The sequence below is a fragment of the Curtobacterium sp. MCBD17_003 genome (assembly GCF_003234885.2).
Lineage (GTDB): Bacteria > Actinomycetota > Actinomycetes > Actinomycetales > Microbacteriaceae > Curtobacterium.
Genome location: NZ_CP126275.1, coordinates 1,314,888 through 1,339,704 on the forward strand (window position 1 = coordinate 1,314,888; position 24,817 = coordinate 1,339,704).

General features: G+C 70.4%; 22 protein-coding genes. 19 read left to right on the forward strand and 3 right to left on the reverse strand.

Going from position 1 to position 24,817, the window contains the following annotated elements:
* Positions 1–40: 40 nt before the first annotated feature.
* The 8 genes from DEI88_RS06340 to DEI88_RS06375 all read left to right on the forward strand — a co-directional run bounded on the left by DEI88_RS06340 (position 41) and on the right by DEI88_RS06375 (position 9,483).
* On the forward strand, positions 41–337 hold the full coding sequence (locus tag DEI88_RS06340) for a YggT family protein (protein WP_111008640.1): 297 nt from the start codon (positions 41–43) through the stop codon (positions 335–337).
* Between the two features lie 176 nt (positions 338–513).
* A complete protein-coding gene (locus DEI88_RS06345) occupies positions 514–1,206 on the forward strand; it encodes a DivIVA domain-containing protein (protein ID WP_111008641.1) in 693 nt (230 codons plus the stop codon).
* A 2-nt stretch (positions 1,207–1,208) separates the two neighbouring features.
* On the forward strand, positions 1,209–1,970 hold the full coding sequence (lspA, locus tag DEI88_RS06350) for a signal peptidase II (protein WP_258370074.1): 762 nt from the start codon (positions 1,209–1,211) through the stop codon (positions 1,968–1,970).
* The gene (locus DEI88_RS06355) at positions 1,967–2,890 is read left to right on the forward strand and encodes an RluA family pseudouridine synthase (protein WP_111071710.1); all 924 of its coding nucleotides are present in this window, start codon (positions 1,967–1,969) and stop codon (positions 2,888–2,890) included. The genes lspA and DEI88_RS06355 overlap by 4 nt, the downstream gene beginning before the upstream one ends.
* A gap of 134 nt (positions 2,891–3,024) precedes the next feature.
* The gene (gene dnaE / locus DEI88_RS06360; protein WP_502866979.1) at positions 3,025–6,498 is read left to right on the forward strand and encodes a DNA polymerase III subunit alpha; all 3,474 of its coding nucleotides are present in this window, start codon (positions 3,025–3,027) and stop codon (positions 6,496–6,498) included.
* A gap of 46 nt (positions 6,499–6,544) precedes the next feature.
* Positions 6,545–7,855: a histidinol dehydrogenase gene (hisD, locus tag DEI88_RS06365; RefSeq protein WP_111071712.1), complete on the forward strand. Its 1,311-nt coding sequence runs from the start codon at positions 6,545–6,547 to the stop codon at positions 7,853–7,855.
* A gap of 24 nt (positions 7,856–7,879) precedes the next feature.
* Complete coding sequence (gene nrdR, locus DEI88_RS06370) at positions 7,880–8,386, forward strand: transcriptional regulator NrdR (RefSeq protein WP_111036767.1); 507 nt, start codon at positions 7,880–7,882, stop codon at positions 8,384–8,386.
* The gene (locus tag DEI88_RS06375) at positions 8,383–9,483 is read left to right on the forward strand and encodes a quinone-dependent dihydroorotate dehydrogenase (protein WP_111071713.1); all 1,101 of its coding nucleotides are present in this window, start codon (positions 8,383–8,385) and stop codon (positions 9,481–9,483) included. The genes nrdR and DEI88_RS06375 overlap by 4 nt, the downstream gene beginning before the upstream one ends.
* A 64-nt stretch (positions 9,484–9,547) precedes the next feature.
* Here the strand turns inward: DEI88_RS06375 and DEI88_RS06380 are convergent, their stop codons facing one another.
* Positions 9,548–10,135 (reverse strand): DUF3043 domain-containing protein, encoded by a 588-nt coding sequence (locus tag DEI88_RS06380; protein WP_258372165.1) that lies wholly within the window; start codon positions 10,133–10,135, stop codon positions 9,548–9,550.
* Positions 10,136–10,175: 40 nt separating this feature from the next.
* On the opposite strand from DEI88_RS06380, the gene DEI88_RS06385 reads away from it, so the two are divergent.
* From DEI88_RS06385 to DEI88_RS06410, 6 genes are all read left to right on the forward strand, one after another.
* The gene (locus DEI88_RS06385) at positions 10,176–11,639 is read left to right on the forward strand and encodes a dipeptidase (RefSeq protein ID WP_111071714.1); all 1,464 of its coding nucleotides are present in this window, start codon (positions 10,176–10,178) and stop codon (positions 11,637–11,639) included.
* A gap of 129 nt (positions 11,640–11,768) precedes the next feature.
* Complete coding sequence (locus DEI88_RS06390; protein WP_111008933.1) at positions 11,769–12,140, forward strand: HesB/IscA family protein; 372 nt, start codon at positions 11,769–11,771, stop codon at positions 12,138–12,140.
* Between the two features lie 264 nt (positions 12,141–12,404).
* Positions 12,405–13,307 carry an aa3-type cytochrome oxidase subunit II gene (ctaC, locus tag DEI88_RS06395; protein ID WP_111008649.1) on the forward strand — a complete coding sequence of 301 codons (903 nt, stop codon included), beginning with the start codon at positions 12,405–12,407 and terminating at the stop codon, positions 13,305–13,307.
* A 10-nt stretch (positions 13,308–13,317) separates the two neighbouring features.
* On the forward strand, positions 13,318–15,084 hold the full coding sequence (ctaD, locus tag DEI88_RS06400) for an aa3-type cytochrome oxidase subunit I (RefSeq protein WP_111012618.1): 1,767 nt from the start codon (positions 13,318–13,320) through the stop codon (positions 15,082–15,084).
* Between the two features lie 6 nt (positions 15,085–15,090).
* Positions 15,091–15,507, forward strand: a complete 417-nt coding sequence (locus tag DEI88_RS06405; RefSeq protein ID WP_111008651.1) for a cytochrome c oxidase subunit 4 — start codon at positions 15,091–15,093, stop codon at positions 15,505–15,507.
* 123 nt (positions 15,508–15,630) lie between these two features.
* Positions 15,631–17,007 (forward strand): glucose-6-phosphate dehydrogenase, encoded by a 1,377-nt coding sequence (locus tag DEI88_RS06410; protein WP_111012859.1) that lies wholly within the window; start codon positions 15,631–15,633, stop codon positions 17,005–17,007.
* Between the two features lie 87 nt (positions 17,008–17,094).
* On the opposite strand, the gene DEI88_RS06415 is transcribed toward DEI88_RS06410, so the two are convergent.
* Positions 17,095–18,969 carry a glycoside hydrolase family 15 protein gene (locus DEI88_RS06415; protein ID WP_111071715.1) on the reverse strand — a complete coding sequence of 625 codons (1,875 nt, stop codon included), beginning with the start codon at positions 18,967–18,969 and terminating at the stop codon, positions 17,095–17,097.
* A gap of 109 nt (positions 18,970–19,078) precedes the next feature.
* On the reverse strand, positions 19,079–20,125 hold the full coding sequence (locus tag DEI88_RS06420) for an App1 family protein phosphatidate phosphatase (RefSeq protein WP_111008653.1): 1,047 nt from the start codon (positions 20,123–20,125) through the stop codon (positions 19,079–19,081).
* 379 nt (positions 20,126–20,504) lie between these two features.
* Here DEI88_RS06420 and DEI88_RS06425 point away from each other — a divergent pair, with 379 nt between their 5' ends.
* The 5 genes from DEI88_RS06425 (at position 20,505) to DEI88_RS06445 (ending at position 24,746) form a co-directional block, all read left to right on the forward strand.
* The gene (locus tag DEI88_RS06425) at positions 20,505–21,149 is read left to right on the forward strand and encodes a TetR/AcrR family transcriptional regulator (protein WP_181441192.1); all 645 of its coding nucleotides are present in this window, start codon (positions 20,505–20,507) and stop codon (positions 21,147–21,149) included.
* A 330-nt stretch (positions 21,150–21,479) separates the two neighbouring features.
* Positions 21,480–22,364, forward strand: coding sequence for an ABC transporter ATP-binding protein (locus tag DEI88_RS06430; protein WP_111008655.1), 885 nt, complete (start codon positions 21,480–21,482; stop codon positions 22,362–22,364).
* Positions 22,361–23,098: an ABC transporter permease gene (locus DEI88_RS06435; RefSeq protein WP_111008656.1), complete on the forward strand. Its 738-nt coding sequence runs from the start codon at positions 22,361–22,363 to the stop codon at positions 23,096–23,098. The genes DEI88_RS06430 and DEI88_RS06435 overlap by 4 nt, the downstream gene beginning before the upstream one ends.
* Positions 23,095–23,823: an ABC transporter permease gene (locus DEI88_RS06440; RefSeq protein ID WP_111012858.1), complete on the forward strand. Its 729-nt coding sequence runs from the start codon at positions 23,095–23,097 to the stop codon at positions 23,821–23,823. The genes DEI88_RS06435 and DEI88_RS06440 overlap by 4 nt, the downstream gene beginning before the upstream one ends.
* Positions 23,820–24,746 carry an ABC transporter substrate-binding protein gene (locus DEI88_RS06445; protein WP_111071717.1) on the forward strand — a complete coding sequence of 309 codons (927 nt, stop codon included), beginning with the start codon at positions 23,820–23,822 and terminating at the stop codon, positions 24,744–24,746. Before DEI88_RS06440 ends, DEI88_RS06445 begins: the two co-directional genes overlap by 4 nt.
* Positions 24,747–24,817 lie beyond the last annotated feature (71 nt).

Here is a 24,817-nt window from a genome sequence, read left to right on the forward strand (position 1 = left end):
CCCCGGTGCCCGCCCCGACCGAACGAGTTGATCTGCCCCGATGGTGTCCCTCGTCGCGAGCATCCTGCACCTGCTGCTCCTGATCTACTTCTTCATGATGTGGGCGCGGTTCGTGCTCGACCTGCTCCGGACCTTCAACCGGTCCTGGCGGCCCCGGGGTGCCGTGCTCGTCATCGCCGAGGTCGTGTTCGGGGCCACCGACCCGCCGGTCCGCGCCGTCCGACGGGTGCTCCCGCCGATGCGCATGGGTGCGGTCGCGCTCGACTTCGGGTGGAGCATCGTGATGCTCCTCGTGATCATCCTGATGGGCGTCACGGAGCGCTTCGCCATCGCCTGACCGCGCGTCCGACCCGCGCCACACCGGGCGCCGCAGGGGGTGCGGCCGACCGGCGGTGTACGGTGGTCGGGACCCGATGCGCGTCACGCGCGCATCCGCACCGGAGGTCACGGCTGGTAGGTTCGGTCGTGACCGTTCGGTTCCACACGATCAGCAGTTCTATTGAGGTGACGGCAATGGCTTTGACGCCGGAAGACGTAGTCAACAAGCGGTTCCAGCCGACGAAGTTCCGCGAGGGCTACGACCAGGACGAGGTCGACGACTTCCTCGACGAGGTCGTCGTGGAACTGCGTCGTCTCGGGCAGGAGAACGAGGAGCTGCGCCAGCGCCTCAGCGCCGCCGAGGCCCGCGCCGCCGAGACGCCCGCGCCGGCCCCGCAGCCCGAGCCGACCCCGGAGCCGGCGCCCGTCGCCGCCGCACCGGAGCCGACCCCCGCTCCGGCGCCCGTCGCCGCCGCCGCCCCCACGACGACCACGACCGACGACGAGACCGAAGGCACCTCGAGCCTCCTGCAGCTCGCCCGTCGCCTGCACGAGGAGCACGTCCGCGAGGGCGTCGAGAAGCGTGACGCCCTCATCGCCGAGGGTCACGCCACCGCCGCGCGTCTCGTCTCCGAGGCCGAGGCGCAGCAGCGCCAGATCCTCGCCGACGCGGAGCAGCAGCAGCGGCAGCGTGTGTCGACCTACGAGCAGGAGCGCAAGCAGCTCGAAGGTCGCATCGAGGAGCTCCGCACGTTCGAGCGTGAGTACCGCGCGCAGCTCAAGAACTACATCCAGGGCCAGCTGCAGGAACTCGACAGCGCGAGCAACGAGCAGCCCAGCGGGTTCCAGCCCGCGCCGGCGTCGGCGCAGGGCTTCGGGTCCAACTGACGTTGCCCCAGCCCCATCCGGCTGCACCAGCCGAACGTCCGGCGAAGGTCAGTGTCCGCGCGATCGCGGCACTGGCCTTCGCCGCTGTCTGCGTCTACGCACTCGACCAGGTCGTCAAGGCGCTCGTCGTCGCCCACCTGACCTACGGCGCGACCGTGCCGGTGCTCGGCGGGCTCCTGCAGCTGCACTACGTCACGAACCCCGGCGCCGCGTTCTCGTTCGCCACGGGTCAGACCTGGATCTTCTCGATCGTCGCCGCCGCGGTGGTCGTCGCGATCGTGATCACGGCGCGGCGCATCCGCTCCCTCTGGTGGGCCGTGCTCTTCGGCATGTTGCTCGGCGGTGCCCTCGGGAACCTGACGGACCGCCTGACGCGGCCGCCGGGCTTCGGGCGCGGCCAGGTGGTCGACTTCATCTACACCCCGTGGATGATGCCGGCGATCTACAACATCGCCGATTCGTTCATCTGCATCAGCATGGCGATCTTCGTCGTGCTCACGCTGCTCGGCGTGAACCTCGACGGCACGCGGACGCCGTCCAAGCGGACCCAGGCCGCCCGCGCCGGCGCCGACGACCGTGCCGGCACGGACGACCGGGAGGCCCAGGGGCGCGTCCCCGGGGCGGCGCCGGCCACGGACGGGGGAGCCACCGCGGTCACGAGCGAGGCGACGTCCGCCGTGGGGGCCGCACCCGACGCGACCGCGGGCGGACCGGCGGACGGGGACCGGGCCTCCAGGCCGTCGCTCGGGCACGACGCGACGTGAGCGAGTCGCGCAGCCTGCCCGTGCCCGACGGGCTCGCGGGCGAGCGTGTCGACGCGGCCATCGCCAAACTGCTGGGGTTCAGCCGGTCGTTCGCCGCGGACGTCGTCGCCGCCGGCGGCGTCCGGGTCGACGGTGTCGTCGTCGACAAGTCGGACCGCCTGCACGCCGACAGCTGGCTCGAGGTCGAGTGGTCGCCGAAGGAGTCGCCGCGGGTCGTCCCGATGGCGGTGCCCGGCATGACGATCGTGTACGACGACGAGGACATCGTGGTCGTGGACAAGCCGGTCGGTGTCGCGGCGCACCCGTCGCCGGGCTGGGACGGGCCGACGGTGCCCGGCGGCCTCGCGGCGGCGGGGTTCACGATCGCGACCTCGGGTGCGGCGGAACGCGCGGGCATCGTGCACCGGCTCGACGTCGGGACGAGCGGCCTCATGGTCGTGGCCAAGACGGAGCTGGCGTACACGGCGCTCAAGCGCGCGTTCAAGGAGCGGACGGTCGACAAGGTCTACCACGCGCTCGTGCAGGGGCATCCCGATCCCACCTCCGGCACCATCGACGCCCCCATCGGCCGCCACCCCTCGAGCGACTGGAGGTTCGCGGTCGTCGCGGACGGCAAGCCCAGCGTGACGCACTACGAGACCCTCGAGGCGTTCCGTGCGGCCACACTGCTCGAGGTCCACCTGGAGACCGGCCGGACCCACCAGATCCGCGTCCACATGGCGGCCACCCGGCACCCGTGCGTCGGGGACACGACGTACGGCGCCGACCCGGTGCTCAGCGCGGAACTCGGGCTGACGCGGCAGTGGCTCGACGCCGTCCGGCTCGGCTTCGAGCACCCCCGCACGGGCGTCTGGGTCGAGTTCGAGGCGGCGTACCCGGACGACCTGCGACACGCCCTGGAACTCGTCCGCGAGGGCTGAACCCGCGCGGCCCGACCACGCGATGTCGTCCGTGCCCGTTACGATTCCCGGACCAGGTCAGAGCATCGATCGCCGGAGGTTCCGTGGCGGACAGCGACTCCTTCGTCCACCTGCACGTGCACAGCGAGTACTCCATGCTCGACGGCGCGGCGCGGATCGGACAGCTCGTCGGCGAGACCGCCGCGCAGGGCATGCCCGCGGTCGCCGTGACCGACCACGGCAACATGTTCGGCGCGTTCGACTTCTGGAAGACGGCTCGTGGTGCCGGGGTCAAGCCCATCATCGGGACCGAGGCCTACATCACGCCCGGCACCCACCGGAGCGACAAGACCCGGATCCGATGGGGCGACGGCGGCGGCGACGACGTCTCCGGTGCCGGCGCGTACACGCACATGACGCTGCTCGCCGAGACCACCGAGGGCATGCACAACCTCTTCCGGTTGTCCTCCCGCGCCTCGATCGAGGGCTATTACTTCAAGCCGCGCATGGACCGCGAGCTCCTGTCGACGTACGCCAAGGGCCTCATCGCGACCACCGGGTGCCCCTCGGGCGAGGTCCAGACGCGGCTGCGCCTGGGGCAGTACGACGAGGCCGTCCGGGCCGCGGCCGACTACCGTGACATCTTCGGCGCCGACAACTACTTCTGCGAGATCATGGACCACGGGCTCGGCATCGAGCGGCGGATCATGACGGACCTGATCCGCCTCGCCAAGGACCTCGGCCTCCCGCTCGTCGCCACGAACGACCTGCACTACACGCACGCGGGCGACGCCACCTCGCACGCGGCGCTGCTCTGCGTGCAGTCCGGGTCGACGCTGAACGACCCGAACCGGTTCAAGTTCGACGCGGACGAGTTCTACCTCAAGACCCCGGCACAGATGCGGCACCTGTTCCGCGACCACCCGGACGCCTGCGACAACACCCTGGCGATCGCCGAGCGGTGCGACGTCGAGTTCGACACCTCGGCGAACTACATGCCGCGGTTCCCGACGCCCGAGGGCGAGAACGAGGAGTCCTGGTTCGTCAAGGAGGTCGAGAAGGGGCTGCACTACCGCTACCCGGACGGCATCCCGGACGCCGTGCGGAAGCGGGCGGACTACGAGGTCGGCATCATCACGCAGATGGGGTTCCCGGGGTACTTCCTCGTCGTCGCGGACTTCATCAACTGGTCGAAGGACAACGGCATCCGCGTCGGGCCGGGCCGCGGTTCCGGTGCCGGGTCCATGGCCGCCTACGCCATGCGCATCACCGACCTCGACCCACTGGCGCACGGTCTGATCTTCGAGCGGTTCCTCAACCCGGACCGCGTCTCGATGCCCGACTTCGACGTCGACTTCGACGACCGTCGCCGCGGTGAGGCGATCAAGTACGTCACCGAGAAGTACGGCGACGAGCGCGTCGCGCAGATCGTCACGTACGGCACGATCAAGGCGAAGCAGGCCCTCAAGGACTCCTCGCGCGTCCTGGGGTTCCCGTTCGGCATGGGCGAGAAGCTCACGAAGGCGATGCCGCCGCCCGTGATGGGCAAGGACATCCCGCTCACGGGCATCTTCGACCGCGACCACCCGCGCTACAAGGAGGCCGCGGACGTCCGCGCCGTCGTCGAGTCGGACCCCGAGGCCCGGACGGTCTTCGACACCGCCCTGGGGCTCGAGGGCCTGAAGCGACAGTGGGGTGTGCACGCGGCCGGCGTGATCATGTCGAGCGATCCGCTCATCGACATCATCCCGATCATGAAGCGCGAGCAGGACGGCCAGATCGTCACGCAGTTCGACTACCCGGCTGCGGAGTCGCTCGGGCTGATCAAGATGGACTTCCTGGGGCTCCGCAACCTCACGATCATCAGCGACGCCATCGACAACATCAAGATGAACCGGGGGACCGACCTCGACCTCGAGTCGCTCACCCTCGACGACCCCGAGGCCTACGCGCTGCTGCAGCGCGGTGACACGCTCGGCGTCTTCCAGCTCGACGGCGGTCCGATGCGTGGGCTCCTCCGGCTCATGCGCCCCGACAACTTCGAGGACATCTCCGCGCTCATCGCGCTGTACCGCCCGGGGCCGATGGGTGCGAACTCGCACACGAACTACGCCCTGCGCAAGAACGGCGAGCAGGAGATCACGCCCATCCACCCGGAGCTCGCCGAGCCCCTCGCCGACATCCTCGACACGACCTACGGCCTGATCATCTACCAGGAGCAGGTCATGGCGATCGCGCAGCGCGTGGCCGGGTTCTCGCTCGGTCAGGCCGACATCCTGCGGCGGGCGATGGGCAAGAAGAAGAAGTCCGAGCTCGACAAGCAGTACGCGGGCTTCGAGCAGGGCATGAAGGACAACGGCTACTCCGACGCGGCCATCAAGACGCTGTGGGACATCCTGTTGCCGTTCTCCGACTACGCGTTCAACAAGGCGCACTCGGCGGCGTACGGGGTCGTGTCCTACTGGACGGCGTACCTCAAGGCGCACTACCCGGCGGAGTACATGGCGGCGCTGCTGACCAGCGTCGGCGACGCCCGCGACAAGCTCGCGCTGTACCTCAACGAGTGTCGGCGCATGGGCATCAAGGTCATGCCGCCCGACGTCAACGAGTCGATCGGGTTCTTCGCCGCCGTCGGCGAGGACATCCGGTTCGGCATGGGCGCCGTGCGCAACGTCGGCTTCAACGTCGTCGACGCGATCGTGGAGGCCCGTGGGCAGAAGGGGCGCTTCGAGTCCTTCCACGACTTCCTCCGCAAGATCCCGATCACCGCCGCGAACAAGCGCACCGTGGAGTCCCTCATCAAGGCCGGGGCGTTCGACTCGCTCGGTGACACCCGGCGTGCGCTCGTCGAGATCCACGAGGGTGCGGTCGAGGCCGCGGTCAAGATCAAGCGCGACGAGGCGAACGGCAACGTCGGGTTCGACTTCGACAGCTTGTTCGCGGAGGTCGCCGAGACCGCCGCGCCCGTGTCACAGGTGCCCGAGCGGCCGGAGTGGTCGAAGCGTGACAAGCTCGCCTTCGAGCGCGACATGCTCGGTCTCTACGTGTCCGACCACCCGCTCGCCGGCCTCGAGGTCGAGCTCGCCAAGCACGCGTCGATGTCGATCGCCGACATCGTCGCGGCCGAGGACCACATCGACGGCGAGACCGTGACGGTCGCCGGACTCCTGACGAGCGTGCAGCACCGGGTGTCGAAGAACTCGGGCAACCCGTACGGCATCGTGCAGATCGAGGACTTCGCCGCCGAGATCGGCGTCATGTTCCTCGGCAAGACATACCAGGAGTTCGGCCCGATGCTCCAGGCGGACGCCATCGTCGTCCTGCGGGGTCGGGTGAGCGTGCGCGACGACGGCAAGAGCCTGCACGCGGTGAGCATGTTCGCGCCGAACGTCGGCGACGCCATGGGCTCGGGGCCGCTCACGCTGTCGTTGCCGGAACGGCGTGCGACGACCGAGACCGTCTCCGAGCTGGCGAAGGTGCTCGGCCGTCATCACGGGGACACCGAGGTGCGACTCCGGCTCCTCAAGGAGGACGCCGCGCGCACCTTCGAGATCCCGTTCCCGGTCGCGTTGACGCCGGATCTCTTCGGCGAGCTGAAGAGCCTGCTCGGACCGTCCTGTCTCGTGTGACCTGCGCCGTCGGTGACCGGGTCGGCCTCGGTAGGCTGGGCTGGCCATGATGCGACGAATCGACCTCCGCGGCGGACTGCCGGACCGCGCCGAACTCCTCCGACTGATGCCGCGGGCCGCGGGTGACGTCGCGAGTGCGACGACCGCGGCGCGTGACCTGGTGGACGACGTCCGTGACCGCGGTGCCGCCGCGCTCCGCGAGCAGGCGGAGCGGTTCGACGGGGGCGCGCCCGGCGCCGTCCGCGTGGGAGCGGCAGCGATCGGCGCAGCAGTGGCCGGACTCGACCCGGTGGTCCGGAACGCGCTCGACGAGGCCATCCGGCGCGTCCGTGCGGCGAGCACCGCCCAGGTGCCCCAGGCCGCGATCACCACGCTCGCCGACGGAGCCGAGGTCCACCAGCGGTGGCGCCCCGTGCGTCGGGTCGGCCTCTACGTGCCGGGCGGCAAGGCCGTGTACCCGTCGAGCGTGGTCATGAACGTCGTGCCGGCCCAGGTGGCCGGGGTGCGGTCGATCGCCCTCGTGTCCCCGCCCCAACGCGACCACGGACACGGCGTGCACCCGACGATCCTGGGGGCCGCGGGCCTCCTGGGCATCGACGAGGTCTACGCGATGGGCGGTGCGGGTGCGATCGGGGCACTCGCGCACGGTGTGCCGGAGATCGGGCTCGAGCCGGTCGACCTCGTGACCGGTCCCGGTAACAACTACGTCGCGGCGGCGAAGCGGCTCGTCCGCGGCCTCGTCGGCATCGACGCCGAGGCCGGCGCGACCGAGATCCTCGTCATCGCCGACGCCTCCGCCGACGCCGAGTACGTCGCCGCCGACCTGGTGAGCCAGGCCGAGCACGACGAGCAGGCGGGCAGCGTCCTCGTGACGACGTCCGAGGCCCTGGCCGACGCGGTCGACGCCGCGATCCCGGCACAGCTCGCCCGGCTGGCCACCGCGGACCGCGTGCGCGTGGCGCTCGGCGGCCCGCAGTCGGCCGTCGTGCTCGTCGGCTCGCTGACGGACGCCGCCGCGGTCAGCAACGCGTACGGACCGGAGCACCTCGAGATCCAGACGGAGGACGACGACGCCGTGCTCGCGGAGATCGACAGCGCCGGTGCGGTGTTCGTCGGGCCGTCCGCTCCGGTCAGTCTCGGCGACTACCTCGCGGGGTCGAACCACGTGCTCCCGACGGGCGGGCAGGCCCGGTTCGGCGCCGGCCTCTCGGCGGCGACGTTCCTGCGCCCGCAGCAGATCGTGCGCTACGACGCGGAGGCCCTCGCCGAGGTCGGTCCGCGCATCGTGGCGTTGGCCGAGGCGGAGCAGCTGCCGGCGCACGGGGCCGCCGTGGCCGCACGCCTCGCCCGCTCCTGACCACCCGGTACGATCGTCTGCGACATGTTCTGCCCCTTCTGCCGCCACCCGGACTCGCGCGTCGTCGACTCCCGGACCAGTGACGACGGCACGTCGATCCGCCGTCGTCGCCAGTGCCCGAACTGCGGGCGCCGGTTCTCGACCACCGAGACCGCGAGCCTCAACGTGGTCAAGCGCAACGGGGTGCTCGAGCCGTTCAGCCGCGAGAAGATCATCTCGGGCGTCCGCAAGGCGTGCCAAGGTCGCCCCGTCACCGACGCCGACCTCGCCGTGCTCGCTCAGCGCGTCGAGGAGATCGTCCGCTCGTCCGGTGCGAGCCAGATCGACGCGAACGACATCGGGCTCGCGATCCTCGATCCGCTCCGCGAGCTCGACGAGGTCGCGTACCTGCGCTTCGCCAGCGTCTACCAGGCGTTCGAGTCGCTCGACGACTTCGACGACGCCATCAAGCAACTGCGCATCGACCACCACGCCGACGCCGACGCCGACGCCGACGCGGCGGCGGGCCGCAGCGCGACGAGCGCCGGATGAGCGGCGTCGCCGAAGTCCTCCTCCGGGCCGGGTACAAGGTCGTGTTCCGGGTGGTGTTCGCCCGGATGGACCCAGAACGCGCGCACCACCTGGCCTTCGGCGTGATCCGTGTCCTGCCCCGGCTCCCCGTGCTCGCGGGACTGGCCGAGCGCTACGGACGGCCCGGTGCCGCAGACGGCGTCACGACGATGGGCATCCACTTCCCGTCGCGCTTCGGGATGGCGGCGGGGTTCGACAAGGACGCCAAGGGCGTCATCGGGCTCGGGCTCCTGGGGTTCGGGCACGTCGAGGTCGGCACGCTCACCGCCCGACCGCAGCCCGGGAACGAACGGCCCCGGTTGTTCCGGCTCGTCGCCGACCGAGCGCTCGTGAACCGGATGGGGTTCAACAACGGCGGTGCCGCGCGGGCCGCCCGGCGCCTCGAACGCGCGCGTCGCTTCCCGGGCCGCCCCGTCATCGGTGTCAACATCGGCAAGAGCAGGGTCGTCCCGGTGGCCGAAGCCGTCGACGACTACCTCGAGTCGACCCGCATGCTCGCGCCGTTCGCCGACTACCTCGCCGTGAACGTCAGCTCGCCGAACACCCCTGGGCTCCGCGGTCTGCAGGAGATCGACCAACTCCGGCCGCTGCTCTCGGCCGTGCACGGCGCTGCCCGGGGCGTGCCGACGCTCGTGAAGATCGCACCGGACCTGACTGACGAGCAGATCGACGTGATCGCGGCACTCGCGGTGGAGCTCGGGCTCGCGGGTGTCATCGCGACCAACACGACGGTCGAACGCACGGGGCTGCGCGCCGCCGAGGACGTCGTCGCCGCCCTCGGCGTGGGTGGTCTCTCCGGCGCGCCGCTCGCGGAGCGGTCCCTCGCGGTCCTGCGTCGCGTGCGCGCTGCGGTACCGGACGACTTCTGCGTGATCGCGGTCGGCGGGGTGACGACCGAGGCCGACGTCGAGGCCCGCATCGAGGCCGGCGCGACGCTCGTGCAGGGCTACACGGCGTTCCTCTACGAGGGACCGACGTGGGCCATGCGCATCAACCGACTGCGTCGGCGTCGCCACCGGCGTGCGGCGCGGCGCGCGGCTGCCGCGGCGCGCGCCTGATCGGCCGCAGGAACGACGGGAGGCCCGGTGCGAGCGTGCACCGGGCCTCCCGTCCGTCCGGTCGTCAGACGGGGTACTGACCGCGCTTGACCTGCGGCTTCGGCAGTCGGAGGAACCGCATCTGGAACTGGCGGGTCACCACGTAGAGGAACGTGCCACGCTGCAGCGACCCCGACCCCCACTTCGCGGTGATGCGACGGCGCAGCGCGAGGAACGTGACGACGGCGTCGAGCAGGAACAGCGCGACGAAGAGCCAGATGAGGACGAACGCGATGCCCTCGATCGCCGTCACGGCCAGCGAGACGATGAGGAACACCGCCATGAGGGGGAGCATCACCTCGCCGACGCTCCATCGGGCGTCGACGTAGTCGCGGACGTACCGGCGCTGCTCACCGCGGTCCTTGGCCGGGAGGTAGCGCTCCTCGCCGTTCGCCAGGCCGACGCGAGCACGCTCGCGGTCGTCCGTCAGGCGTGCCCGCGCGGCCTTGCGGTCCGCCGGGGTCGCGCCGACGATCGGGCGCCGGTTCGCGGCCTCACGCTCCCGACGGCTCGGGGTGGGTCGCCCCTTGCCCCGGGCGGGGGCGCCCGCCGCGAGGAGTTCCTCGTCGGACGGGTTGACCGTCGTGTTCGTCTTGGGTTGCGCCTTGGCCACGGTGTCCTCGATCGTTGCTCGGACTGACAAGATTACCCGCATGACCGACTCCGCACAGCACGCGCCCGAGACCGATCCGACCCTGCTCGCCGCGCTGCGCGACGCGGTCCAGGGCGGCCTGCCGACCACCATCGCCGACCTGTCGGCGCTCATCCGCATCCCCTCCGTGTCGTGGTCCGCGTTCGACCCGTCCGCGGTCCAGGCGAGTGCCGAGGCCGTGGCCGACCTCGCGCGCTCCACGGGCGTGTTCGAGGACGTCCGGGTCGTCCGCTCCGCGATCGCGGGCGCCGAGGGCGAGGGCGCCGACGCGACGGCCGGAACGGACGGGGGCGCGGCGCTCGGACAGCCGGCGGTGCTCGCGGTGCGGCGCGCGCGGAACGGCCGACCGACCGTGATGCTGTACGCGCACCACGACGTCCAGCCGCAGGGTGACGAGGCGCTGTGGGAGACGCCGCCGTTCGAGCCGACCCTCCGCGGGGAGCGTCTGCACGGGCGGGGCGCTTCGGACGACAAGGCCGGCGTGATGACGCACATCGCGTCGCTGCGCGCCCTGCGTGCGGTCGTCGACGACGCCGACCTCGACCTCGGCATCGTCCTCTTCGTCGAGGGCGAGGAGGAGTTCGGGTCGCGCTCGTTCACCACGTTCCTCCGCGAGCAGCGCGAGCACCTCGCGGCCGACGTGATCGTCGTCGCGGACAGTGACAACTGGTCCACCGACGTCCCGGCGATCACGGTGAGCCTGCGCGGCAACGTGACCTTCCGCTTGACGGTGACGACGCTCGAGCACGCGTCGCACAGCGGGATGTTCGGCGGTGCCGTGCCGGACGCGATGATGCCCATGGTGCGTCTCCTCGCGTCGCTCCACGACGACGCCGGCACCGTGGCGGTGCCCGGGCTCACGCGGTACGACGGTCCGGTGCCCGAGCGGAGCGAGGAGCAACTCGCGGCCGAGGCGGCGTTCGTCGACGGCGTCCGGCCCGTGGGGGAGGGCCCGCTGCTCGGCCGCATGTGGTCCGGGCCCTCGGTGACCGTCACGGGCATGGACGTGCCGAGCGTGGCGAACGCGTCGAACACACTCCTGCCGACGGTCTCCGCGCGGGTCTCCATCCGGGTCGCCCCCGGGCAGTCGGCGACCGACGCCTTCGCGGCCGTGGAGGCGCACATCCGGGCCAACACCCCGTTCGGCGCGCGGGTCGACATCACCGACGTCGACACCGGCGACGGGTTCCTCGTCGACACGAGCGGCTGGGCCGTGCGCGAGGCCCGGACGGCCATGACCGAGGGGTGGGGTGCGCAGCCGGTCGAGCAGGGGATCGGCGGCTCGATCCCGTTCGTGTCGGACCTCGCCGCCGAGTTCCCCGCCGCGCAGATCCTCGTCACCGGCGTCGAGGACCCGGACACCCGCGCGCACAGCCCGAACGAGTCGCAGCACCTGGGCGTCCTGCACCGCGCGATCGCCGCCGAGACGATCCTGCTGGCCCGCCTCGGCACCCGCTCCGTCTGAGCGGCCCGCCGTCGGGCCTCCGGTCCGGTCCGCACGACCCGGGAGGCCCGACCCGGTGCACGGCGTCGGTGCGCGCGCCTACAATCGGAACGAGCCGCGGTGACCTGCACCGCGCGGAGGGAGACGGCGATGACCGACACCACCACGACGATCGAGAAGCCGGCCGCGGCACCGTCCCACGGCGTCCTGTTGTCCGACGCGGCCGCGGCGAAGGTCGCGAGCCTGCTCGAGCAAGAGGGCCGCGACGATCTCCGGCTCCGTCTGGCCGTCCAGCCGGGCGGCTGCTCGGGCCTCATCTACCAGCTGTACTTCGACGAGCGCCTGCTCGAGGGTGACGCCACCGCCGAGTTCGACGGGGTCGAGGTGGTGGTGGACCGGATGAGCGTGCCCTACCTCGACGGTGCGACCATCGACTTCGAGGACACCATCCAGAAGCAGGGTTTCACCATCGACAACCCGAACGCGCAGGGCAGCTGCGCGTGCGGCGACAGCTTCCACTGACCAGCACCGATCGCGGCGCACGCAGGGCACCGGCCCTGCCGGGGCACCGCGGCGAGCGAGGGACGACCGGGCGACCGGCGTCCCTCGTGCTGCGTTGGGCGACACCTGTGGGCTTCCGAAGCCGCCCGCGAGCGTGTCGCGTGTGCACGTCGGCACCCTGGCTGCGAGTAAGCTAGGAGTGTTCCACCCAGTCTGGGAACGAGCCCTGCGTCGAGCTGATTCGATGCGGTCACGTCCCGACAACCGTCTTCGCGAGAGGTAACAGTGCGTTCGAATCGCCGTATACGTTGGGCGGCCATCCCGGTGGCCGTCGGTCTGGTCATCGCACTGGCCGGTTGTACGCAGCAGCAGCTGAACGGCTGGCTGCCGGGCACCGAGCACACGCGGGACACGACCAACCACACGAGTGCGACGGTCGGCCTCTGGGTGACGAGCTGGATCGTCCTCCTCGCGGTCGGTCTCATCACCTGGGGCCTGATCATCTGGGCCGCGGTGGTCTACCGCCGCCGCAAGGGCCAGACCGGCCTCCCGGTGCAGCTCCGCTACAACATGCCGATCGAGATCTTCTACACGATCGTGCCGCTCATCCTGGTGCTCGGCTTCTTCGCCTTCACCGCCAAGGACCAGGCCGCGATCGAGAAGCCGTTCGCACACCCCGACGCCACCATCCACGTGTACGCCAAGCGCTGGGCGTGGGACTTCAACTACATCGACCAGAACGACGCCAAGAAGTCGGTCTACTACCAGGGCATCCAGGCCCAGGAAGAAGACAACGGCACCGGCGACATCAAGACCAACCAGCTGCCGACCCTCTACCTGCCCAAGGGCAAGAAGGTCGAGATCGAGCTGTCCTCGCGCGACGTGGACCACTCGTTCTGGGTCGTCGACTTCCTCTACAAGAAGGACACGATCCCCGGCCGGACCAACTACGAGTACTTCATCCCGGAGAAGACCGGCACCTACCAGGGCAAGTGTGCCGAGCTCTGCGGCGAGTACCACTCGCTCATGCTCTTCCAGGTGAAGGTCGTGTCGCCGGCGAAGTACCAGGCGTACCTCGCGTCCCTCCGCGACCAGGGCAAGGTCGGTCTGCTCGGTAACGAGTACAACACCGACTCGAACCAGCCGAACAACGTGGCGCCCGCGCAGGCCGCCGGTACCGAGAAGTAAGGCTCGCTCCATGACCACTTCCGCATTCGTCGGCCAGTCGGCCCCGACCTCGACGCCGGACTTCGCGGCCTCGCGGGTGGGCCGCAAGGGCAACATCATCGTCAACTGGATCACGTCGACGGACCACAAGACGATCGGGTACATGTACCTGATCGCCTCGTTCCTGTACTTCCTGCTGGCAGGAGTGATGGCGCTCGTGATCCGTGCGCAGCTCTTCGAGCCCGGCCTGCACGTCGTGGCGACGAAGGAGCAGTACAACCAGCTGTTCACGATGCACGGCACGATCATGCTGCTGCTGTTCGCGACGCCGCTGTTCTCCGGGTTCGCGAACGCGATCATGCCGCTGCAGATCGGCGCGCCCGACGTCGCCTTCCCGCGCCTCAACGGCTTCGCGTTCTGGCTGTACTTCTTCGGCGGCCTCATCGCGGTCGGCGGGTTCCTCACGCCGCAGGGTGCCGCCTCGTTCGGATGGTTCGCCTACGCGCCGTTGTCGGACACCACGTTCACACCAGGTCTCGGCGGGACGTTGTGGGTCTTCGGCCTGGGCCTGACCGGCTTCTCGACGATCCTCGGTGCCGTGAACTTCATCACGACGATCATCACGATGCGCGCGCCGGGCATGACCATGTTCCGCATGTCGATCTTCACCTGGAACACCCTCATCACCGCGCTGCTCGTGCTGATGGCGTTCCCGGTGCTCGCCGCGGCGCTGTTCGGACTCGGCCTCGACCGTGTGTTCGGTGCGCAGGTGTTCAACCCTGCCAACGGTGGTGCGCTGCTCTGGCAGCACCTGTTCTGGTTCTTCGGCCACCCCGAGGTCTACATCATCGCGCTGCCGTTCTTCGGCATCGTGTCCGAGGTCTTCCCGGTCTTCAGCCGGAAGCCGATCTTCGGCTACAAGACGCTCGTCTACGCCACGATCACCATCGCGGCCCTGTCGGTGACGGTGTGGGCGCACCACATGTACGTCACCGGCGGCGTGCTCCTGCCGTGGTTCTCGCTCATGACGATGCTCATCGCGGTCCCGACCGGCGTGAAGATCTTCAACTGGGTCGGCACGATGTGGCGCGGCTCGGTCACGTTCGAGACGCCCATCCTCTGGGCCATCGGGTTCCTCGTGACGTTCACCTTCGGTGGCCTCACGGGCGTGATCCTCGCCTCGCCGCCGCTCGACTTCCACGTGTCCGACTCGTACTTCGTCGTCGCGCACTTCCACTACGTGGTGTTCGGCACGGTCGTGTTCGCGATGTTCTCGGGCTTCTACTTCTGGTGGCCCAAGTGGACCGGGAAGATGCTCAACGAGCGCCTCGGCAAGATCCACTTCTGGCTGCTGTTCATCGGGTTCCACACGACGTTCCTCATCCAGCACTGGCTCGGCGTCATCGGCATGCCCCGTCGCTACGCCACGTACCTGCCGCAGGACGGCTTCACCTGGATGAACCAGCTGTCGACCATCGGCGCGATGATCCTCGGCGTCTCGTTCCTGCCGTTCATCTACAACGTCTACGTCACCGCGCGGCACGCGCCCAGCGTCGCCGTGAACGACCCGTGGGGCTACGGCCGCTCGCTCGAGTGGGCGACCTCCTGCCCGCCGCCGCGGCACAACTTCACCTCGATCCCGCGCATCCGGTCGGAGTCGCCGGCGTTCGATCTGAACCACCCCGAGGCGGGGATCCCGATCGGTGTCGGTCCGGCGATGGACGCTCCGGACGCGCAGACGCACGACGCGGCGACAGGCAAGACCCGGAACCCGAACCAGACCGACCAGAAGTTCTGAGGAACCATGCGCGCTAGTACCAACCTGTTCTGGATCCTCGCGATCTTCTTCTTCGTGGCGGACGCGGCGTACACGATCTGGGGCATCCTCGCCACCAACCAGATCGAGTGGGTGGGCACGGTCTCGATCGGTCTCACCGGGATCCTGGGGGTGTTCATCGCCTTCTACCTGGGCCGGACGTTCGCAGCGCAGGACGGCGTACTGCCCGAGGACCGCACCGACGCGAACATCGAGGACGGTGACGCCGAACTCGGTCACTTCAGCCCCTGGTCCTACTGGCCGATCACGCTCGCGGCCGCGGCGGCGATCTGCTTCCTCGGCGTCGCAGCCGGGTGGTGGATCTTCGCCATCGGCGCCTCCATCGGGATCGTGGCGCTCGTCGGCTGGACCTACGAGTACTACCGCGGCAACTTCGGACACTGATCCGCACCTGACGCTCATCGGGCGGCACCCTCACCGGTGCCGCCCGACGTGCGTCCGGGCCGATCCCGACCGGTCCGATCGGACGCGGTCGACACCCGCACATCCATCCGAAAGGAGTCACCCCTGGTGACCGACAAGCGCACTCTCATCGTCTTCGGCGCAACCGGCGACCTCGCCGCCCGGCTGCTGCTCCCCGGCCTCGGGACGTTCCTCCAGAGCGCCCGTTCCGTCCCCGTCAAGCTCATCGGCACGGGCCGGAGCGCCCGCTCGGAGGAAGCCTGGACCAAGGTCGTCAAGGACGCCTTCGATTCGCAGCACGTCTCGGGGCCCGAGGTCGACGCGACGCTCGAGTCGACGGTCTTCATGCAGGGCGACCCGAAGGACCCGGCCCACCTCAAGGCCATGCTCGACGCCGCCGAGGGCGAGCCGGTGTTGTACTTCGCGCTGCCGCCGCAGATCGCGTCGGACATCTGTGACGCCCTGGCGGAGCTCGAACTCCCCGAGGGCACGACCCTGGCGTTCGAGAAGCCGTTCGGCACGGATGTCGAATCGGCTCGGGCGCTGAACGAGACCGTCCTCCAGCTCGTCCCCGAGGAGCGCGTGCACCGCACCGACCACTTCCTCGGCCGGTCGACCGTGCTCAACATCATCGGTCTGCGGTTCGCCAACCGGATGTTCGAGCCGATCTGGAACGCGGACAACATCGAGAAGGTCGAGATCCTCTACGACGAGACCCTCGGCCTCGAGGGCCGCGCGCAGTACTACGACGACGCCGGTGCGCTCGTCGACATGATCCAGAGCCACCTGCTCCAGATCCTCGCGCTCGTCACGATGGACGCGCCCGCTGCGGTTGACGCCGTCGAGCTGCGGTCGTCGCTCGCCCGGGTGCTGCGGTCGACCCACCTCGTCGACGACGACCCGCTCAAGGCGAGCCGGCGTGCGCGCTACGTCGCGGGCACGATCGACGGCAAGGAGCTGCCGTCGTACGCGGACGAGGACGGCGTCGACCCCGAGCGCCAGACCGAGACCCTCGCCGAGATCAACGTCGAGGTCGACACCGCCCGCTGGCAGGGCGTGCCCTTCACGCTTCGTTCGGGCAAGGCGCTCGGTGCGAGCCGTAAGGAGGTCCTCGTCACCTTCAAGCCGGTGCCGCGACTCCCGTCCGGCCTCGAGGGACAGCCGGTGTCGGACACGCTGCGCATCGTCCTCAACCCGGACGAGATCGAGCTGAGCCTGTCGGCGAACGGTGGGGGCAACCCGTTCGAGATGGGGCAGATCGTCCTGTCGTCGTCGTTCGACAGTGGCGAGCTCACGCCCTACGGTGAGGTCCTGAGCGGGATCTTCCACGACGACCCGCTGCTGTCGATCCGCGGCGACGTCGCGGTCCGCTGCTGGGAGATCGTCCAGCCCGTCGTGGACGCCTGGAAGCGTCGCGAGGTCCCGCTCGACGACTACCGTGCCGGCTCGCGTGGCCCCGCCGACTGGGAGTCCTCGTCCTGATCCCCTGACGTCGATCGTCGTCCGACGCGACCGCGGCCCCGTCACCTCGCCGGTGACGGGGCCGCGGTCGTGTCGGCGTGCGGCGCGTCAGTCGGGAGCGCCCGCGGCTTCGCCCACACCGGTGGTGCTGCGGGTGGTGCCGTCGTTCTGGGCCTCCCGGGTGCGGATGCCGGGCCCGGCCTCGCCGCGCGCCCGGCGGATCGCGTCGGCGGCGGTGACGAGGGTCAGGTGCGACAGCGCTTGGGGTGTGTTGCCGATCTGCCGGCCGTGCTCGACGTCGTACTCCTCCGAGAGCATCCCGACGTCGTTCGCGAACCCGACGAGCGTGTCCATGAGGCGTTCGGCGTCCTCGATCCGGCCCGACGCCGCGTACTGCTCGACGAGCCAGAACGAGCAGGCGAGGAACGGGTGCTCCGATCCAGACAGGCCGTCGAAGCCCGCGGTGGTGCGGTACCGGAGCAGCAGTCCGTCGGGTCCGGTGCGGAGGTCGTGCTCGATCGCGGCGACGGTGCCGAGCATGCGGGGGTCGTCGGGCTTGCAGAAACCGATCTGGGGGAGGACGAGCAGCGAGGCGTCCACCTCGTCGGTGTCGTAGTGCTGCCGGAAGGTGTTCCGCACCGGGTCGTAGCCCTGCGTCTCGATCTCCTCGCGGACCCGGTCACGGAACCCGCGCCAGCGCTCGACCGGCCCCTCGAGTCCGAACTCCTCGACGGCGGCGACACCGCGGTCGAACGCGGCCCAGATCATCGCGCGGGAGTGCGTGAAGTGGCGGCGCGGCCCACGCATCTCCCAGATGCCGTTGTCGGGGTCCTGCCAGTGCTCCTCGACGTAGGCCAGGAGTGCGCGCTGCAGCGACCAGCTGTCCGCGTTCTCCTCGACGCCGAGCTCGCGTGCGTCGTGCAGCGCCGCCAGGACCTCGCCGAAGACGTCGCCCTGGTACTGCGTGTAGGCGCCGTTGCCGACGCGGACCGGGCGGGAGTCCTCGTACCCCGCGAGGTGGTCGAGGGTGCGCTCCGGGAGTTCCCGCTCGCCGGCGAGGCCGTACATGATCTGGACGTCGGCGGGGTCACCGGCGATCGCGCGGAGCAACCAGTGCTTCCAGCCGTTCGCCTCGTCGCGGAACCCGTGCGCGAGGAGCGCCGCGAGCGTCAGCGACGCGTCGCGCAGCCACACGTACCGGTAGTCCCAGTTGCGTTCGCCGCCCGGGTCCTCCGGGAGGCTCGTGGTCGCTGCCGCGGCGATCCCGCGGGTGTCCTCGTGCGTCAGCGCACGGAGCACGAGCAACGAGCGGTGCACGGCGTCGGCGTAGCGGCCATCGGTGGCGTCGCCGGCGGCCCAGTGGCGCCACCAGCCGACGGTCTCGTCGAGGACGGCGTCGACCTGCGGGGGCGTCGGCGGCTCACGATGGGACGGGTACCAGGTCAGCGTGAGGTCGACCGTGCTGCCGGCCTCGACGGTGAACCGGCTCTCGTGACGGTGGCCCTCCGCATGGAGGCGCGGTCCACGGACGACGATCGAGTCCGGCCCCGCGGTGGCGAGCAGGACGTGCGCGTCGTCGTGGCCGATCTGCCGCATCCACGGCACCGTCGCTCCGTAGCCGTACCGGATCCGCAGTTCCTGCCGCATCGCCACCGATCCGCGCACCCCGCGGACCCGTCGCACGAGGTCGGCGCGCCGGTCCCCGGACGGCATGAACTCGGTCACCTCGACGACGCCGGTGGAGGTCGTCCAGGTCGTCACGAGGACGAACGTGTCGTCGAGGTAGCGGCGTGTGGCGGTCGCGGTGTCGTCGTCCGGTCGGAGCAGCCAGCGACCGTCGTCCTCGTCGCCGAGGAGCGCGGCGAACGCGGACGCGCTGTCGAACCGGGGCAGACACAGCCAGTCGATGCTGCCGTCGCGGCCGACGAGCGCGGCGGTGTGGCAGTCGCCGATGAGTGCGTAGTCCTCGATGTGGAGCGCCATCGGTCCAGCCTGTCACCCTGCGGGTCCCGCGTCCGGCGGGAGGGAGTCGGCTGTGCACTCCCGCAGGGGAGCCGGTGTCCGGACGTCCGGATCGGCACGCCGACACGGGTCAGCGCCGGGTGATCCCGACGTCGGCGAGTGCCTCCCAGAGCCCGGCGCCGTCCGGGGCGTAGACCCACGGAGCGGCCGAATTGCGGCTGCGTTCCTGAGCCCGGGAGCGGCCGCCGGCGAGCACGGCCTCGCTCGTCGAGAGCTGGCGGATCGCGACCCCGGAGACCTTGCCCTCGTGCTCCGCCACGAACTCGCCGTACAGCTCCTCGTCGTGCTGGCCGTCGTCGCCGACGAGCAGCCATCGGACGTCCGGGAAGTCGGCGGCGAGCCGTCGGAGGTTCTCCTGCTTGTGGAGCCGTCCGCTGCGGAAGAAGCGGTCGTGCGTCGGACCCCAGTCCGTGAGGAGCAGGGCGCCGGGCGGGTACATGTTGCGAGTGAGGAACCGGTTGAGCGTCGGCGCGACGTTCCAGGCGCCGGTCGACAGGTAGACCACCGGAGCGCCCGGGTGCTGACCCAGGATCCGCTCGTACAGCACGGACATCCCGGGGACGGGGCGGCGGGCGTGCTCCGTGAGGACGAACGAGTTCCATGCCGCCAGGAACGGGCGGGGGAGGCTCGTCACCATGATCGTGTCGTCGACGTCCGAGACGACGCCGAAGCGGGTCGACGGATCCACGACGAACACCGGCGCGTGGACGGGACGCGAACCGCCAGCGGCGAGCGTGACGGTCTGCCAGCCGGGCTCGAGGTCGAGCGGGACACGCGTGTCGACCACGCCGCCCCGGTCGGCCTGCACGCGGTGCGTGGCACCACCGGCGGTGACGGTGACCTCGACGTCGTCGACGGCCACGCTCGTGAAGCTGCGCCAACCGCGGACGCCCTCGTAGCTGGCGTCGGAGGCGAGGCCACGCCGCGTGAGCAGGACCCGACAGAGGACCCGGACCCATCCCGGCGCCCCGTACCCGGTGTACGGGACGACCGTCGGCACGAGACCGCGAGCACGTGCCCGCCGCTCCCGGAACTCCTGGACCGCGTCCTCGACGCGGGCGGCGCGGTGCAGGATCGGGTCGACCAGCGCGGCATCCGGCATCGTCCGATCGGGCATCGCACCATCATTCCACGCTCCGGTGGGCGCCGGTCGGTCGGCCGACCCTCTGCCGAGTCGCCGCCGCCATCGGCCGCGGTCGGGTGATGTCATGACGCCGCGCACGGGGACGCGGGTGATCCGTCGGTCGGTGCGTGCACCGTGCCGGTCGCGTCGCCCCTCCCGTCCTGCCCTGGCCGGACGGGCGTCCCACGACACGCGTTGCCTCCGAGGAGTCGAAACGCAGCGTCGACCCAGGCGCTCGGTGCGACCATTGTGACCGTCACATCAACACGTCGGCGGGTCCGTCGCCCGTCGCGGCGCGGACGCCCGTTCGTCCCGCCGCCATCGGCCGCTCGGGCCGTCGACCAGCATCGCGTTCGCGCGAGGAGGAGAACACGTGCTCGTCACCGAGGTATCGAACGCACTGCCGGGGGGATCATCACTGCTCAGGAACGAGCCGGTCCAAGCCCGCAGTTCGGCGCGCCTCGCCGGGCTCCTCGACGCTGCGGCCGCGGTGATCGACGAGATCGGGCTCGAGCGCCTGACGACCGCCATGGTCGCCGAGCGGGCCGGAGCCTCGATCGGGACGGTCTACCGGTACTTCCCGGATCGCATCGCGGTCGTGGAGGCGCTCGCGATCCGGTGCGCCCAACGGCTCGCCGAGCGGTTCGTCTCGTCGATCGACGCGAGCGGCGCGACGACGTGGGAGCAAGGCGCGGACGCGCTCATCGACATGACGGTCGAGATGTACCGTACGGAGCCGGGGTTCCGTGCGGTCCGCTTCGGTGACGTCACCGAGGGCGACGACGGCACCGAGGACCGGATGTCCCAACTGGGCGGCGCGGTCGCCGTCATCTTCCGCGAGCGCTTCGGGTTCCCGGACTCCGATCGGATGAGTCGGGCGTGGACCGTCCTGACCGAGGCCGGGCACGCGGTCCTCGCCCGCGCACACCGGGTGCCCGGTGCCGGGGACGCCGCACTCGTCGAGGAGTTCCGGGCGATGTCCCGCGCGTACCTGCGATCGGTCCTCGCCGACGCCTGACCCGGGGCCACCGGACGACGCCCGCTCCCGCTCTCGGGGGCGGGCGTCGTCGTCCGCCACGTCACGATTCGTCATCGTCCCGACGCGAGCGTCGGCGGACCCGGGTACGCTCCTGACCGTCCGTACCCCTCCGGTGCGGTGCGCTCGTACCCCGCTCGATCGGTCGATCCGGCGGAGCAGGGCGTCGGATGTCCGCGTACGCAATCCGTGATTGCCCATCGCGCCGAAGCATGCTTCAGTACGTGGGCGGGACGACCTCCACCCATCGGCGGGAGATCGACGGGCACGCGTCCACCAGACGCACCCAGGAACCGGAAGGGCCAAGCATCCATGATCGAGTTCCGATCGGTGCGCAAGCAGTACCCGGACGGCACCACCGCAGTCGAGCACTTCGACCTGGTGATCCCGTCCCGGACCACGACGGTCTTCGTCGGGTCGAGCGGCTGCGGCAAGACCACCCTGCTCCGGATGATCAACCGCATGGTGGACCCGACCGCGGGCAGTGTCGAGATCGACGGCGAGGACGTCGCGGCGGTCCCGCCGGTCGGACTCCGCCGCCGCATCGGGTACGTGATGCAGAACAGCGGACTCCTGCCGCACCGGAAGGTCGTCGACAACATCGCGACCGTGCCGCTGCTGACCGGCGTCCCCAAGGCCCGCGCACGGGAGCGTGCGCTCGAGCTCATGGACACCGTCGGACTCGACCGCGGCCTCGCCGACCGGTACCCCTCGCAGCTCTCGGGGGGTCAGCAGCAGCGTGTCGGGGTCGCCCGTGGCCTCGCCGTCGACCCGAACATCCTCCTCATGGACGAGCCGTTCGGCGCGGTCGACCCCCTCGTGCGGACGGATCTGCAGAACGAGCTCATCCGGCTCCAACGAGAACTCGGCAAGACCGTCGTGTTCGTGACCCACGACATCGACGAGGCCTTCCGCTTGGGCGACCAGGTCGTCATCCTCCGCAAGGGCGGGGTGATCGCGCAACAGGGAACGCCGGCCGAGATCATGTCGTCGCCCGCCGATGACTTCGTCGCCGACTTCGTCGGTGCCGGTCGCGGCCGCCGCGCCCTCCGCATCGAGCAGACACCCGGTGGTCCCGTGGTGGTCGACGCCGACGGTCGTGCCGCCGGTGTGCTCACCGGACCCGTCCCATCCGTCTCCGAGGCCGCCGCGTACCCCGCGGCGGGTGCTGCGGCGCAGGGTGGGAGCGCGTCGTGACCTGGGTGTGGTCGAACCTCGACATCATCTGGTCGGACACGCTGGCGCACCTGGCGACCGCATTGCCGGCGATCGTCGTCAGCTTCCTCCTGTCGATCCCCATCGGGTGGCTCGTCGTCAAACTGCGCAGCCCCTCGACGGACGGCGGGGCGCCCCGGAGGCTCGCCCGGGGGACCGGCGGCGGCATCGTCGCCGTCGCCAGCCTGCTCTACGCGATCCCGTCCCTTCCGTTGTTCATCGCGCTGCCGGCGGTGATCGGCACCGACCTGCAGGACCCCGTCAACATCGTCGTCGCGCTGACGCTGTACGGGCTCGCGCTCATGGTGCGGTCGACGGCCGACGCGCTGTCGTCCGTCGACCCGGCCACGCAGGCAGCCGCCGTCGCCATGGGGTACTCGCCGGTGCAGCGGTTCTTCCGGGTCGACCTGCCGCTCGCGGGACCGGTGCTGCTCGCCGGCCTCCGGGTCGTCTCGGTGTCGACGATCTCGCTGACGACGGTCGGCGCGGTGCTCGGGGTGCAGAGCCTCGGGTCGCTGTTCACGGACGGCATCCAGCGCACGATCCCCGAGGAGATCGGGTCCGGGATCGTCATGGTCCTGGTCCTGGCGTTCGTGCTCGACGGCCTGCTCGTGCTGCTCGGGCGGTTGGTGCTCCCATGGACCCGGTCCATGCCCCGCGCCACGCGACGGCGCGCCGCCCGATCCACCGCACCGGTCGCGGAGGTGACCTCGTGATCATCGGCCAGGCGTTCGCGTGGGTGTTCGACCCCACCAACTACCCCGGACCCACCGGCATCCCGACGCGCCTCTGGGAACACGTGTGGATCACGCTCCTCGCGGTCGGGATCGCCGCGGTCATCGCGATCCCGATCGGGTTCGCGATCGGACACACCGGTCGCGCGCGGAGCGTGGCGATCGCCCTCTCCGGCGGCATCCGTGCGTTGCCGACGCTCGGCGTGCTGACGCTGCTCGGCATCGCGCTCGGCGTCGGACTGTCCGCCCCGCTCATCGCCCTGGTCGTGCTCGCGATCCCGTCGGTGCTCGCCGGCGCCTACGCCGGCATCGAGGCCGTCGACCCGGTGACCGTGGACGCGGCCCGTGCCATGGGCATGACCGAGTGGCAGATCCTCTGGAAGGTCGAGATCCCGCTCGGCCTGCCGCTGCTCATCGGGGGCATCCGGGCCGCAGTCCTCCAGGTCGTCGCGACGGCGACCCTCGCGGCGTACGTCGGGGCCGGCGGTCTCGGCGGCTACCTGTTCCTCGGCCTCAAGATCCAGGACTACGCGGAGATGCTCGGCTCGTCGATCCTCGTGATCGCACTCGCCATCGTCTTCGAGATCCTCTTCGCCGGGTTCCAGCGGGCGGTGGTGCCCGCGGGCGTCGCCGGCCGTTCGGGCTCGCGTTCCCGGGTGACGCACGCGTCCTCCCACAATCCCCTCCCGGAAGGAAACCCCTCGTGACCACAGCAACCAGACTCCGCCTCGGCATCGCGGCCGCACTGGCCGTCGGCGCCGTCGCGGCGCTCACCGGCTGCTCCTCGAGCAGCCCCATCGCGGGCAGCAGCGCGTCGTCCGCCGCCGGGTCCTCGACCATCGTCGTGGGCTCGCAGCAGTACTACTCGAACGAGATCATCGCCGAGCTGTACTCGCAGGTGCTCGAGCACGACGGCTACGACGTGAAGCGGAACTTCAACATCGGGCAACGTGAGGTCTACCTGCCGCAGATGCAGAAGGGCGCGATCGACGTCATGCCCGAGTACAGCGGCAACCTGCTCCAGTACTACGACAAGAAGTCCACGGCGTCGAGCCCCGCGGAGATCGCCGCGGGTCTCAAGTCCGCCCTGCCGAGCGGGATCCGTGCGCTCCCCGCAGCGGCGGCGACGGACCAGGACAGCTACACGGTCACCAAGCAGTTCTCGCAGCAGAACCACGTGACCAGCCTGGCCGACCTGAAGGACGTCTCCACGAAGCTGACCGTCGGGGGGAACTCCGAGTTCCAGGCCCGTCCCTACGGGCCGAACGGCCTCAAGTCCACCTACGGTGCCACCGTCGGGTTCACCGCGATCGAGGACTCGGGCGGCGCGCTCACCGTCAAGGCGCTCAAGGACGGCACGGTGCAGCTCGCCGACATCTACAGCGCCGACCCGAGCATCAAGGCGAACGACTTCGTCACCCTCAAGGACCCGAAGCACCTGATCCTGCCGCAGAACGTGACGCCGATCGTCTCGAAGAAGGTGACCGGCAAGGCCGCCACCGACATCGAGAAGGTCGACAAAGCCCTGACCACGTCCGCGCTGATCCAGCTCAACACCGAGAGCACCGTGGACAAGGAGAAGTCGGCGCAGATCGCCAAGAAGTTCCTCACCGACAAGGGACTGCTCTGAGCAGCGCGGCGAACTGACCACCGACACGGGGACGGACGCCGGGCGAGTGCCCGGCATCCGTCCCCGTGCGG

What these genes read in the sequence shown, in the direction of transcription:
- DEI88_RS06340 (WP_111008640.1), top strand. Translation starts at nt 41, where the DNA reads ATGGTGTCCCTCGTCGCGAGCATCCTGCACCTGCTGCTCCTGATCTAC.
- DEI88_RS06405 (WP_111008651.1), top strand. Translation starts at nt 15,091, where the DNA reads ATGCGCGCTAGTACCAACCTGTTCTGGATCCTCGCGATCTTCTTCTTC.
- DEI88_RS06420 (WP_111008653.1), bottom strand. Translation starts at nt 20,125, where the DNA reads ATGCCCGATCGGACGATGCCGGATGCCGCGCTGGTCGACCCGATCCTG.
- DEI88_RS06385 (WP_111071714.1), top strand. Translation starts at nt 10,176, where the DNA reads ATGACCGACTCCGCACAGCACGCGCCCGAGACCGATCCGACCCTGCTC.
- DEI88_RS06375 (WP_111071713.1), top strand. Translation starts at nt 8,383, where the DNA reads ATGAGCGGCGTCGCCGAAGTCCTCCTCCGGGCCGGGTACAAGGTCGTG.
- DEI88_RS06345 (WP_111008641.1), top strand. Translation starts at nt 514, where the DNA reads ATGGCTTTGACGCCGGAAGACGTAGTCAACAAGCGGTTCCAGCCGACG.
- DEI88_RS06415 (WP_111071715.1), bottom strand. Translation starts at nt 18,969, where the DNA reads ATGGCGCTCCACATCGAGGACTACGCACTCATCGGCGACTGCCACACC.
- DEI88_RS06430 (WP_111008655.1), top strand. Translation starts at nt 21,480, where the DNA reads ATGATCGAGTTCCGATCGGTGCGCAAGCAGTACCCGGACGGCACCACC.
- nrdR (WP_111036767.1), top strand. Translation starts at nt 7,880, where the DNA reads ATGTTCTGCCCCTTCTGCCGCCACCCGGACTCGCGCGTCGTCGACTCC.
- hisD (WP_111071712.1), top strand. Translation starts at nt 6,545, where the DNA reads ATGATGCGACGAATCGACCTCCGCGGCGGACTGCCGGACCGCGCCGAA.
- ctaD (WP_111012618.1), top strand. Translation starts at nt 13,318, where the DNA reads ATGACCACTTCCGCATTCGTCGGCCAGTCGGCCCCGACCTCGACGCCG.
- DEI88_RS06390 (WP_111008933.1), top strand. Translation starts at nt 11,769, where the DNA reads ATGACCGACACCACCACGACGATCGAGAAGCCGGCCGCGGCACCGTCC.
- dnaE (WP_502866979.1), top strand. Translation starts at nt 3,025, where the DNA reads ATGCTCGACGGCGCGGCGCGGATCGGACAGCTCGTCGGCGAGACCGCC.